The sequence below is a fragment of the Micromonospora sp. NPDC047134 genome (genome assembly GCF_040643455.1).
GTDB lineage: Bacteria > Actinomycetota > Actinomycetes > Mycobacteriales > Micromonosporaceae > Micromonospora.
Map to the genome: position 1 here is coordinate 75,864 of NZ_JBEYUI010000004.1, position 12,528 is coordinate 88,391.

At 70.6% G+C, this 12,528-nt stretch carries 8 protein-coding genes; 2 read left to right on the forward strand and 6 right to left on the reverse strand.

Annotated elements, in window-relative coordinates; translation table 11 throughout:
• The first annotated feature begins 264 nt into the window (after positions 1–264).
• Positions 265–1,950 (forward strand): right-handed parallel beta-helix repeat-containing protein, encoded by a 1,686-nt coding sequence (locus ABZ795_RS07660; protein WP_357529732.1) that lies wholly within the window; start codon positions 265–267, stop codon positions 1,948–1,950.
• Positions 1,951–2,099: 149 nt separating this feature from the next.
• On the opposite strand, the gene pulA is transcribed toward ABZ795_RS07660, so the two are convergent.
• The 5 genes from pulA to ABZ795_RS07685 all read right to left on the reverse strand — a co-directional run bounded on the left by pulA (position 2,100) and on the right by ABZ795_RS07685 (position 10,528).
• On the reverse strand, positions 2,100–7,589 hold the full coding sequence (gene pulA / locus ABZ795_RS07665) for a pullulanase-type alpha-1,6-glucosidase (protein WP_357529733.1): 5,490 nt from the start codon (positions 7,587–7,589) through the stop codon (positions 2,100–2,102).
• Positions 7,590–7,727: 138 nt separating this feature from the next.
• On the reverse strand, positions 7,728–8,456 hold the full coding sequence (locus ABZ795_RS07670) for a cellulose binding domain-containing protein (RefSeq protein ID WP_357529734.1): 729 nt from the start codon (positions 8,454–8,456) through the stop codon (positions 7,728–7,730).
• A gap of 92 nt (positions 8,457–8,548) precedes the next feature.
• Positions 8,549–9,271: a hypothetical protein gene (locus ABZ795_RS07675; protein WP_357529735.1), complete on the reverse strand. Its 723-nt coding sequence runs from the start codon at positions 9,269–9,271 to the stop codon at positions 8,549–8,551.
• A gap of 96 nt (positions 9,272–9,367) precedes the next feature.
• Entirely contained in the window at positions 9,368–9,757 is a 390-nt protein-coding gene (locus ABZ795_RS07680; RefSeq protein WP_357529736.1) for a hypothetical protein, read from the reverse strand.
• 36 nt (positions 9,758–9,793) lie between these two features.
• Positions 9,794–10,528: a hypothetical protein gene (locus tag ABZ795_RS07685; RefSeq protein WP_357529737.1), complete on the reverse strand. Its 735-nt coding sequence runs from the start codon at positions 10,526–10,528 to the stop codon at positions 9,794–9,796.
• On the opposite strand from ABZ795_RS07685, the gene ABZ795_RS07690 reads away from it, so the two are divergent.
• The gene (locus ABZ795_RS07690; RefSeq protein ID WP_357529738.1) at positions 10,527–10,736 is read left to right on the forward strand and encodes a hypothetical protein; all 210 of its coding nucleotides are present in this window, start codon (positions 10,527–10,529) and stop codon (positions 10,734–10,736) included. The genes ABZ795_RS07685 and ABZ795_RS07690 overlap by 2 nt on opposite strands.
• A gap of 5 nt (positions 10,737–10,741) precedes the next feature.
• Here the strand turns inward: ABZ795_RS07690 and ABZ795_RS07695 are convergent, their stop codons facing one another.
• A complete protein-coding gene (locus tag ABZ795_RS07695) occupies positions 10,742–12,415 on the reverse strand; it encodes a right-handed parallel beta-helix repeat-containing protein (RefSeq protein ID WP_357529739.1) in 1,674 nt (557 codons plus the stop codon).
• Positions 12,416–12,528: the final 113 nt, after the last annotated feature.

Here is a 12,528-nt window from a genome sequence, read left to right on the forward strand (position 1 = left end):
AAGGTTGCGTCACGAATGGCGTGTAGCACGACCAAAAGCTCTTGATCAGCCGCCTGTCCGGGGTGCGGCCACGGTGGGGTGGGGATGAGGGCTTGGGTGCGCGGGACAGCGAATGCACCTAATGCGGGTTCCTTTCGCATTTGACCGCGAGGTGAGGAAGATTCTCTTACTGTTGGTTTCGGGAGCTACAACCGATTTGTAGCGGGGGACGCCCGCCTGAGGCGGAGCGACCCTGTCTGGTACGAGGAGAGGGCAAAAGCTCCGATGTCCAACTACCTAGCGAACAACGATGATCGGCCGACGCCGAAGCGTCGCCGCAAGCTCTGGGTGGCCAGCGGCGTTGCCGGATTGACCGGCGTGGTCAGCATCGCCGCGGTCGGCGTCGCTGGTGCCGGGGCGGTCGGCGGCAGTGACGGGGTGAAGTGGTCGACCACCCAGCAGGTCATCCGCGACGACGTCCAGGGCGAAGCGGAACACGGCAAGGAGGCGGAACACGACGGCAAGAAGCGGGACCGCGATCGGCACGATGAGCGGGCGAGGGAGGTGCCCTGCGACACCGACAAGCTGATCGAGGCGATCACCCTCGCCAACAACAGGAACGGTGCCACCCTGAGCCTGGCCGAGCACTGCACCTACAAGCTCACCCGGCACGACAAGTGGGGCAACGGCCTACCGAAGATCACCCAACCGATCACCCTCAAGGGCGACAAAACCAAGATCGAGCGGGATGCCACGGCCAAGCCGTTCCGCATTCTCAATGTCGGTCCCGGCGGGGACCTCACCCTCAAGGGCCTGACCATCAAGGGCGGCCAGACCGGGCCGGCCAAGAAGGTCTCGGCGCCGGAGCCGCGGAAGACGTGGTCACAGTTCTCGGGTTCGGGCGAGGCGACGGACGCCGTACAGGGCGGCAAGCCGCTGGCCACCGCGTTGCAGGCCGCGCCGAAGGCGCCGGCCGAGACCGACGCGGCGGCGGTGCCCGCCACCGCCCAGGTCGACGGGGAGCAGGAGTGGCAGTCCGAGGAGCAGGTCGAGGCCGAGGGCGACTGGGAGCCGGGCCGTTTTGACGGCGCGGGCCTGCTGGTGCAGCCGGGCGGCCGGGCCGATGTCCACGACACCGAGTTCGTCGAGAACCAGTCCGGTGCCAACGGTGGTGCCGTGGCCAACTACGGCCAGACCCTGCTCCACGAGAGCCGCGTCGTCGACAACACCGCCTTCCTCTTCGGCGGCGGCATCCTCAACGTCGGCGTCCTCAACATCGAGAAGTCGGCGGTGAAGAACAACCAGGCGATCATCGGCGGTGCGGGCATCTCCAACGGTCTGGTCAAGTTCAAGCCGCACAAGGACAAGCTGCACCACGCCGGCATCGACAACGGCACGTTGTACGTCGAGAAGTCCGAGATCGAGGGGAACGAGACCACCGGCTTCGGCGGCGGCATCCTCGACATCGGCGGTCAGACCTCCGTCAAGCACTCGAAGGTTTCCGACAACGCCGCGCTGATCGCCGGTGGCGGCATCCTCGCGGCCAAGAAGAGCCAGCTCACCCTGGCGCACAGCACGGTCGCGAAGAACAGCACCGCAGGTGTCGGCGGCGGCCTGGCAGTGGTCGACTGGAGCACCGCCACGGTCGACGACAGCGCCATCAAGGACAACATCGCCGGGTTCTTCGGCGCCGGCCTGTTCAACGAGGACAGCAAGACCACGCTGCGGGACACCGAGGTCACCGGCAACCGTGCCATCGGCCTGTTCGCTGTCGGCGGTGGCATCTTCAACAAGGGCGGCTGGGTCTACCTGACCAAGACCGAGGTGGCCCACAACTCCGCCCGCAACAAGCCGGGCGGCGTCTTCACCAACAACGACGGCGTGGTGTTGGACGACAAGTCCGTCATCACCGACAACCGCCCCACCAACTGCCTCGGCAGCCCGGTGGTTCCGGACGGCTGCTTCGGCTGATCCACCCGGTTGACCGGTACTGACACCGGCTCCGACCGCAGACCGGCTCCCTTCCGACCACGGAAGGGAGCCGGCCGTCGGTGGCTGATTGCTGCGGGCACGAACGGGGGCTGACCGTGCGGTCCAGCCCCCGTTCGTGGTGGTACGGCCTACCGCTGCACGAAGACGGCCACACTGCGCGCCGGGACGGTGAAGGTGCCGGTCGGCGCGGCGAAGGCGGCGGTCCGCAGCACCGGGTCGGCCGAGGAACGCAGCATCGGGTGCAACGTCACGTCCGCGCCCCGCAGCCCGGTCACCCGCTGGGTGGCCGCCTCCGGGGTGCCGTTGAAGACCACGGTCACGGACTTCCAGGCCCCGCCGAGGCCCCGGGCGTCCAGGGTCATGGTCAGCACCCCCGGCGTCTCGTCCGGCCCGGACAGCGGGAAGCTGACCCGCCGCTGCACCTCCTGTGCCGTGGACAGCCCGAACACCGGGGAGGAGTTACGGATCCGCAGCAGTTCGGCGTACCGGGCGTCGGTCAACTCGATCGCGGCACAGTCCGGCACCAGCAACGGATCGGCCAGCAGCGGCTTCGCGTACGGCCACTTGTCCCGGTTGTCCTCGGCGGGCGGCAGACCGGCGCCGAACCCGTTGCCCTGGGCGCAGTCCCAACGGATCTGGTTGAACCAGTCCCCCGAATTGTACGAATTTCGATCGAGTGACTTCGACCGCAGCCGCTCGGTGCCGGTGGTGACGAAGCCGGCCCCCTGACCCAGCACCACCGTGCTCAGGGCGAGCACCTGCATCCGGGCCCGGTCGGTGGCCGGGGTGGCCTGGGGCAGCTTGTACGCCAACGCGTCGTACAGGATCTCGTTGTCGTGGGCGTCGACATAGGTGATCGCCTCGCCGGGCGAGTCGGTGTAGCCGGCGGGCGAGCCGTTGTAGTCCACCTGGTCGCCGGTGACCGTCCGGCCCGCCGAGTCGGTGAACCGGTAGCCGCGCAGGTTGCCGACCAGCCCGACCTTGATCAGGTCCTGCTGGTGCAGCAGCCGGGCCCGCTGTTCGGCGGTGCTGCCGTTGATCGGGTCGCCGTTGGGGTCGCTGAACAGCCCGGAGGCGAAGCCCTGCTGACGCGGGTTGTCGTCGAAGGGCCCACCGCCGCGCACCGCGTCGCGCAGCCGGTCGTTGAAGGTGCCGATCCCGGTGCCGGCCATGTTGGCCTGGGTGGCCTGTACGAACCGGGCGTCGTCGGCCACCTCGCCGAAGTTCCAGCCCTCGCCGTAGAGCAGGATCTTCCGGCCGTCCACCCCGTCCCGGGCCACGGTCAGCTTGTCCAGCGCGGCGCGTACGGCCAGGATGTTCGCCTTCGGGTGGTGGCCCATCAGGTCGAACCGGAAACCGTCGACCTTGTACGCCTTGGCCCAGGTGACCATCGAGTCGACCACCAGCTTGCCCATCATCGCGTGTTCGGGTGCGGTGTTGGCGCAGCAGGTGGAGGTGGCCACCGTCCCGTCGTCGAGCAGCCGGTGGTAGTAGCCGGGCACGATCTGGTCGAGCACCGAGCGGGGGTCCGTACCGGCGGCCGAGGTGTGGTTGTAGACGACGTCGAGCACCACCCGCAGACCGGCCCCGTTGATCCCGGCGACCATCTGCCGGAACTCCGTGGTGCGCCCGGCACCGTCCGGGTCGACGGCGTACCCACCCTCCGGGACGGTGTAGTGCAGCGGGTCGTACCCCCAGTTGTAGCCGTCGCGCTCGCGCACCGCGGCGATGCACTCCTGCTGGCGCTCCGAGTCCGGCGGCAGGGCGGCCAGGTCGCAGTCCGGCTGCCGCTGGTCGGCCCGCCGTTCGGGAATGGTGGCGAAGTCGAAGGTCGGCAGCAGGTGCAGGTGGTTGACGCCGGCCTCGCTGATCGCCCGCAGGTGCTTCATCCCGGCCGTGTTCGGGTCGGTGAAGGCCAGGAAGGTGCCCCGCCGGTCGGCCGGGACGGTGCTGTCGGCGATGGAGAAGTCGCGTACCGACAGCTCGGAGATCTGCACCTTGGCGGCCGGCGGGGCGGCCGGCTTGCGCAGCTTCGCCCAGCCGGGCGGGGCCAGCTTCGGGTCGGCCAGGTCGACGATCTGGCTGTGGGTGGAGTCCGCCGCCAGGGCCACCGAGTAGGGGTCGGTCACCGAGGCGGTGACCATCTGCTGGGCGGCCGGTTGCCAGGCCTGCACCCGGTACCGGTAGTACCGGCCGGTCCAGTCCCGGGCCCCGCGCACCGACCAGACTCCGGTGCGGTCGTCCCGGCGCATCTGCACCAGGCGCGGAGTCGCGGTGGGCGAGTCGAACAGTTCCAGCGACACGCTGCGGGCCGTCGGGGCCCAGACCGCCAGGGTCGGTACCCCGCCGGTGAAGGTCGCCCCCAGTCGAGCGGCCGTCGCCGGGGCGTAGAGGTCGTCGAGCACCCCCGGGAGTTGCACCCCGGTCGCGCCGAGCAGGGTCCCGTCGGCGGCCCGCTCGGTCACCAACACCTGCCCGCGCAACGCGGCCGGCACCTTGGCCAGGTCTCGCCGGTCCAGGGTGAAGGTCCGGTGGTCCCACAGGTGCGGGAAGGCCGCCCGCTGGGCCTCGGTGAGTCCGTTGCGCTGCGCGGTCAACGGCAGCGAGGTGTACGCCCCGACCAGCTCGCCGTCGACCACCCGCACCCCGCCGGCCGGGGCGGTCACCAGGGCGTACGCCTTGCCGTCGCCTGCGCCGGTGCGCCAGGCCACGGTGGACCGGTCGATCCAGTGGGCCTTCTGCCGGCCGATGTCGGTGTCCGTACCGGTGCCGGTGGTCGTGGTCGGCAGCAGCCGGCCCTGGGTGGCGGCCAGCAACCACACCTCACGTCCGGCCTCGGCGAAGTCGAGCCGCTGGTCCTGCGGCAGATCCTTCTCGTCGCCCCGGTGGATGATGTAGCTCAGCCCGGTAGCGCCCTCGGCCAGCGGCACCCGGAACTCGGCGCCGAAGGAGTCGATCCGGGTCGGCGGCATCGGTCGCGCCCAGTCGGTGGGGTTGGCGGCGCCGTCCCACAGGTGCAGACCCCAACCCTCGTAGTTGCCGTCGGACCGGCGGTAGTGGAGCACCGCCGTGCCCTCCTCGACCGGCGGCGCGGGCCCACCGGCCGCCTCCTCCCGCCTCTGGTAGGTCGCCGGGTCACCCTGTTTGACCCAGACCTCCCCGGTCTGCGTCACATCCACCACCCGGTCATTGTCGACGTCCTTGGTGCCGTCCGCATCGACCACCAGGAAGCCGACCGATTTCGCGCCCGGCTTCAGCTTGACCCAGGCGAACCGGCCGTAGGCGTCCGTCCCGGCGAAGGGCTGCCCCTTCGGCCATTCGGTGGCGTACTCGGGGTCGATGTCACCCCAGGTGTAGAGCCCCCAGTCGGGGTAGTCGCCGTCGGGCCGCTGGTAGTGCACCACCAGCCAGTCCCGGGAGGAGCCGACCTGGTCGGGGGTGCCGACCGTGGTGGCCCCCCGGGCGGTCGCGGCGCGGCCCCGCCCGTCGCGGACCACCGCCAGGTAGTCGACCTTGGTGCCGGCGGCCAGCCCGGTCAGGTCGTGGTGCACGGTGTACGGCGCCCGATGGGCGGTGCCGAGCAGGGTCCACCGGCCACCGGCGACCCGGGCCGCCATCGTGACCGTGGCCAGTGGGTCCCCGGTCACCTGGGCGGTGACCTCGGCCCGGGTGGCCTGGGGTGCCTCCGGAGCGGTGATGGTCAGGCCCGGCTTGGCGGTGGGCAGGGCCACCGGCTTGCCGGCCCGGTGCACCACGGCCGACAGCGGCGGCACGGTGACGGTCAGCTTGCCGTCCCCGGCCGCCCTGGGCCGACCGGTGCTGCCGTAGACCCCGGCGAAGGTGGCACCGGGCGACCAGGTGTCCACCGTGACGGTCTGGGGGGTGGCCGCGTTGTTGACCGCCACCAGGTACTCGGTGCGGTTGTCCGGGTCGAACCGGGAGAAGGCGAAGACCCCCGGCCCCTCGGCCGCGTGCCGGGTCACCTGCACCCCGTCGCGCAACGCCGGGTGGGCCTGGCGCAGCTGGCCCAGGGCGGCGATGGTCCGGTACAGCGGGTGGCCGCGGTCGAACTGGTCCTGGGCGTGGGTGCGGTCGGTGCCGAGCAGGTCGTCGTCGAGGTAGTCCGGGGTCCGCGAGGCGAACATCGGCTGCCGGGCGTCCTTGTCCCCGCCCGCGCCGGTGAAGCCCTGCTCGTCACCGGAGTAGATCACCGGCTGGCCCCGGGTGAGGAACATCAGCTCGTGGGCCAACTGGTCACGGCGCAGGTGGGTGGCCGGGTCGGTGGGGCCGGCGGCGATGAAGGAGCCGATCCGACCCATGTCGTGGTTGCCCAGGAAGGTGGGCAGTCGCCCGGCGTGGGTGTCCCGGGCGGCGTACAGGTCGTCGCGGGCGTACACCTCGGCCAGGGTCTTGGCGGAGCCGTCGCCGGCGGTGTAGCCCCGGGCCGCCTCCTGGAAGGCGAAGTCCAGGGTGGCCGGCAGCCCACCCTGCCGTACGTAGCTGGAGGTGATCTCCTGGTCGGCGCTGTAGACCTCGCCGAACATGAAGAAGTCCTTCTTGCCGGCGCGGGCGGCGGCCTGGTCGATGCCCTGGCTGAACTGCGGCCAGAAGTCCATGTTGACGTGCTTGACGGTGTCCAGCCGGAACCCGTCCACCCCGGTGTCGCGTACCCAGTCGGCGTAGATCTTGGTCATGCCCCGGACCACCTCGGGCCGCTCGGTCCACAGGTCGTCCAGGCCGAAGAAGTCGCCGTACTCGCTGTTCTCGCCGACGAAGGTGGAGTCACCCCGGTTGTGGTACATGGTCGGGTCGTTCAGCCAGCCGGGCACCTTGACCTTGGCGTCCGCCGGGCTGGCGAAGGTCGGGGTGTACGGGAAGGACCGGTTGTTCACCTGCGGGAAGGTACGGCTGCCGTCGGCGTAGTTGCGGTCCTCGAAGGGCCGGCCCTGCGCGTCGCGGTACGGCGCGGTCTTCTTGTCGAGGTAGCTGTACCTGTCCTCGGCGTAGGTGATCACGTCGGCGGTGTGGTTGACGATCACGTCGAGGTAGACCTTGATGCCCCGTCGATGGGCCGAGGCGACCAGCTTCTTCAGGTCGGCGGCGGTGCCGAAGTGCGGGTCGACCTGGGTGAAGTCGGTGATCCAGTAGCCGTGGTAGCCGGCCGAGACGTCGTCTCCCTCGCCCTGCACGGGCCGGTTCTTGAACACCGGCGCGAGCCAGATCGCGGTCGTGCCCAGCCCTTGGATGTAGTCCAGCCGATCGGTCAGGCCCTTGAGGTCGCCGCCCTGGTAGAACCCCTTGTCGGTGGGGTCGTACCCGGTGCGCAGCCGGTCTCCGGTCAGCCCACCCCGGTCGTTGCGCGGGTCGCCGTTGGCGAACCGGTCGGGCAGTACGAAGTAGAACTGCTCGGCGCGGGCCGAGTTGGCGCCCGCCGCCAGCAGAGCCTTGGCGCTGGGCTCGGACTGCCAGGTGACGGCCCCGGTGGGACTCAGCGAGCCGGTGCCCGGGGCGGCCACGGCGGGGCTCTGGTGCACCACGACCGGTGCCCCGAGCAGGGTGAGGGTGAGCAGCAGGACGAGGGGGAACAGGGCGCTGCGGGGTTTCGGCGGGGGCTTCATCGACGGCCTTCCTCTGGTCGCTGACTGGCCCGCACGCTAGCCCTTGCCGAAAGGTTCTGCAATACCTTGCAAACGAACCGGCAATGTTGTCGACACCTTGCGCAAGCTTGAAAGCACCGCGCAACAGCGGGAGGGTCCTCAGAGGCCGTCGCAGGTCCGTCCGGACACGACACAACGCGCCGGGCGGGGCGAGGCGAACTCGATGTGGAACCGCAGGGCTACGGCCGCACCGGCCGCCAGATCCGGGCCGCTGCGGTAGGTCAGGGTGCCGCCGGCATCGCGGAAGGTCCCCTGCGGCACCCCCTCCAGCCAGGCGGTGACCACCCGACCGCCGGGGTACTCGACCCGGGCCACCCACTCCTGGTCGCGCCGGGAGGTGTTACGGATCGACAGCTCCGCGATGAATCCGCCGTCGAAGGTCTCGGTCACCCGGTAGCGCGCCTGAATCGGCGAGGCCGGTGTGGCGGGTGGACGGGCGATCGGCGGGCTGCTGACCTCGGGTGCCGCATAGGTCGGTGCCGCCGAGCGGGAGGGTTGCCCGGCCGAGGGCTCAGGCTCGGGCGCGGGCATGGCCGCCGTACCGGTCGGGGTGGGTGGGTCGGTGCGACGCGGAGACAGGCCCGGCACCGGCTGCGACGGTAGGCCGGAGGCCCCCCACCCGGCCGAGGTGGCGCGTGGCGGCGGCACCGCACCCAACGGCGGGGTGGGGTCGTAGTCGGCTCCGGGCCCCCGGTATGCCCCCACCGCGATGACGAGCAGCACCACCATCGCGCCCACCCCGATCGAGATCAGGATCCAGGGCGAGGACGCCACCGCGGTGGCACCGGGGGACGGCATCGAACGCGGAGCGCGACGCATACCGGACATGTCTCTCCTCAGCGGGCAGCCCGGCAAGGGTAACGATCATGACAGAACTCGGGAAGCACCCGACCGATCAATCAACAGTCCCGACTGTACGGTCAGCCCATCGCACAGGCTGAGCCGTTGACCGTGCATTGTGCCGGGTAATTCCGATTTCCGGTACGGCTGATTCGCAGATACACCGTCTGCCGCCCGCTGGCGGGCAGCAGACCGGTGCCACTGAGCTGGTACCAGCCCGCTCCCTTGATGCTCATCGACACCCCCGGCCCACTGGCGGCCCGAACGCCGGTGACCTCGCTGGTGAACCTCAGGTCGACCACCCATCCAGCCGGCTGATCGGTGCCGTTGTGGACAACCAACCGGGCCCGGTAATAGTCCGTCACGCTGAAGGTGACCAGATAGCTGGCGGCAAACTCCCCGGCGTCCACGGCCAACGACGGCGGGTCAGAGACATCGGGCGATTCGGAGGGTTCCGCTTCCCTGCGCGACGGCTCCGACACCGTACGCGACGGAAGCGCCGACCGTGTCGACGACGGAGTGACCGCCGGGCCGGGGGTCGCCCTCGGCGAGGGGGTGGGTTTGCGGGTCGCGCTGGGCTCCTGGGTCGGGGTGGGCTGGGTCGGCAGCAGCATCGGCGGACCGGGCGTCCACGCCGTTGGCTGTTCCGGCTGGCGAAAGGACATCGTCGCCACCACCAGCAACACCGCCAGCACCGCGACGCCGACCAGCACCACCACCCATGGTGCCGACCCGATCACGGTGGGCAAGGCCACCCGGCCGTGGCGATCTGCGCCCTCGTCGCCCGCCGACCGCTCCGGCATTCAGGCCCCCTCATGGTCACCGATGGGTCAGCCTAGCCAGGTGCGTCCGGGCGCGGAACGACCAAGCCGGCAGTGAGGCCCTGGCGGGCCGGAGGGTCAGCCGGTCCGGATCACTGTGCAGATGGCCGGTCCGTCGTCAGTGGATCGCAGCAGGTAACGGTAGCGTTCGCCCGTCACCTGCCGTCCCTGGCTGTCCAGGAACTCCCACCGGACGGCCACCATGGTCAGCAGCGCGGAGATGTGCTGGATCTGCTCGATCTCGGCGTGCGCGGCGATGAGTTCCCGCTCGCTGTAGTCCGGGGCGGCGCCCACGAAGGACAGCGCCACCGCTGCGGGCGAGGTGAACGAGAAGCTGTAGGTGTCGGCGACCACCAACCCCGGCAGGGCGTAGCAGCCGGCGATCGCGGGCAGGTCACCGGCGGTCAGGGCCACGCCGTACCGGTCGAAGAATTCGGTCAGGACGTCGAGATCGGTGGAGGCATTCACAGGCAGGAAGTTGCCGACCGGCCGGTCGACCAAACCTCAACGGGCCGGCATCCGTACCTCGATCTCGCTGCCCAGCCGGGCCCCACCGCGCAGCCCGAGGTCATCGCCGCTCCAGAAACGCCCCGGGTCGTACCAGTTGGGACGGCGACCGGCCGGCAGCAGCCCCATCGCCTCGTAGGTGACCGCCACGACCTCGGCGCAGTAGGCGCTCTCCAGGGTCGACTCGTCAGCGGCGGCCGTGCTTTGGGCGGTCGGCTCCGCCGAGCCGGCCGGACCCAGGGCGGTCGGCTCCGCCGAGGCGACCGGGCGGGAAAGGGCGGCGGGTAGCGGCAGGCGGGGCAGGCGCGGGGCAGGCACCCGGCCGCGAAGCCAGCGCCAGGCCATCTGGGCGGTGGACGGAAAGGGGGTGCCGTCCAGTCGGGCGATGGTCCGCAGCACCGCCTTCTCCATCTCCTGGTCGGCCGGCGGATCGAGTTGCCGCAGCCAGGCCCGCTGGCCGTACCGGTTGGCCCAGACGCAGACCGCGTCCCGCAGGTCGTGCAGCTGCACCCCCCGCTGGTGGGTACCGGTCCACATGTCCGGCAGGGAACGGCCGAGTTCGGCGTGCCACATCAGGGGTGGCATGTCGTCCAGCACCACCGCCATGCCGACATGGTTGACCGGGCTGTTCGTGGTCCACTGAATGGCCCGGTCCGGCGCGCTGCGGCCCCGGAACAGCCACATGTCGCCGGTACGGGTCAGCTCGACCGCGTCGTCCAGGCTGATGCTCATGAGGGTTTACCCTAAGCGGATGCGGCGACGGGTGCGGTGGTGGAAGGTTCTCGGTCTCGCCGGTCTGGCCGGTGTGGCGGCCTCGGGGGTGGTGATCGCGCGAGCCGAGCGACGGCGGCGCGCGTACACACCGGAGGAGATCCGGGATCGGCTGCGCAACCGGCACGCGGAGGCCAGTTCCTTCTCACCGGCCGGCGAGCAGGACTGACGCCCTCAGTCCACTTCGACGTGGTTGCGGTCCCAGCGACCGCCCTCCGGAGAGTTGTCCAGCCGTAGCGGCCCATCGGCGTTGCCGGCCAGGTCGTTGTCCTCGACCCGGCAGGACACGCAGCGGCCCCGCGGGGTGATCCACATGGCGTAGCTCTGGGTGGGGTCCTCGCGGTTGTCCCAGATCCGGTTGCCGCGCACGCTGGACGAACGCAGTTCGGAGTTCACGGTGATGCCGGCGCGTACCGGGGCCGGGCCGGGCAGTTCGTAGGCCGCACCGGGCGGCGGCACGTCCTCGTTCCAGGCGTTCTCGGCGTCCGGCCGCAGGTCGGCCAGGGCCAGATCGGTGTCGGTGTTGGCGACCACGACCGCGTAGCGGGTGCCGACCCGCAGCACCTTGCCCCGGTGGCCGTCGATCGGCCAGTGCGCCGACCGGTCCGTCACGGCACGGCGGGCGTAGTGCACCGATTCCCCGGACCCGGCAGCCGCCGGGGCGCACTGCCGCCCGTTGTTGCGGATCCGGTTGTTCACCACCACGGTGTCCACCATCGGCCGGTCGATCCGGATCCCGTCCAGCCCGTTGTCCCAGAACTGGTTGCCGTCGATGACGATGTCCAGGGCCGGGCCCTCGTAGCCCGTGCCGAGGTCGTGCTGGTGATAGCCGTGGCGCCCGTTGCCGCTGATCCGGTTGCCCTGGATGGTGTACGGGCCGGGGGTGTTCCCCATGCTGATCCCGTCACCGACGTTGCGGTCGATGACACAGTTGGCCAGGATGCCGCCGCGACCGGCGATACCGGCCGTGCCGTTGGCGGAGACGTCGAAGCCGGCCTCCAGGTTGCCGGTGATGGTGCAGGCGGTCACGATCAGTCCGTCGGCGCCCCAGTCGGAGATGCCGAACCGGTTGGCCTGGCTGTGGCAGGCGACGATGCGGTACCCACGCGGCGGGGTCCAGTACGGCTTCTGCAACTCCAGGAAGATGCCGTTGGTGCCGTTGCCGAGGGTGGTGCAGTTGGAGATGGTGCAGCGTTCCACGTCACCCCACCCGCCGATGCCGACGCCGATCCCCGCCCCACCCATCTGCTCGCCGTTGTCCAGTCGGCCGCAACCCACCACGACCACCCCGTCGATCAGGCAGTCCTGGAGGAAGTCGCAACCCAGCCCGGTGGCGCCGGTGTGGTGGATGTACAGATTGCGGAACACCCCGCGTACGACGTACTGCAACCCCAGGCCCTTGGCCAGGTAGTTGTACTGGGTCATGGCCACGCCGGAGCCGTCGATCTCGAAGTCGGCGAAGGTGCAGTCGGCGATGTGCCGGTCGCGGTCCGCGCCGTGCTGGAGGGTGGTCCAGTACGCCAAGGGGGTCGGCTCGGCGCGGTTGCCCTCGTTGCTGAGCAGGAACCGGGTCGCGCCCGAACCGGCACCGACCAGGGACACCCCGCTGCGCCAGACCGTGCCGGCGTCCCGGATCGAGTAGATCCCGGGCGGGCAGTAGATGACCCGGGCCCGCCCGTCGGCGGCGTACCCCTCGCCGAGGCGGTCCACCAGGGCCGCCAACGCGGGCTGGTCGTTCGTCGTACCGTCGCCCTGTAGTCCGTAGTCCCGCGCGTCGCACCACAGCGGCGCCCCGGCCACCGGGGCCGGGTGCTGACGTACGGCGACGGATCGGCCCTGCTGCCCCACGGGCCCTCCCTGGATCGTCGGCTACCTACCCGCCGCGCTTTCCCCCTCCCCCTCCCCAGAAACCCACCCCCTTGGCCCTCTCTTCGCCCCGTTGGGGCGGGGTGGGGTGCCGG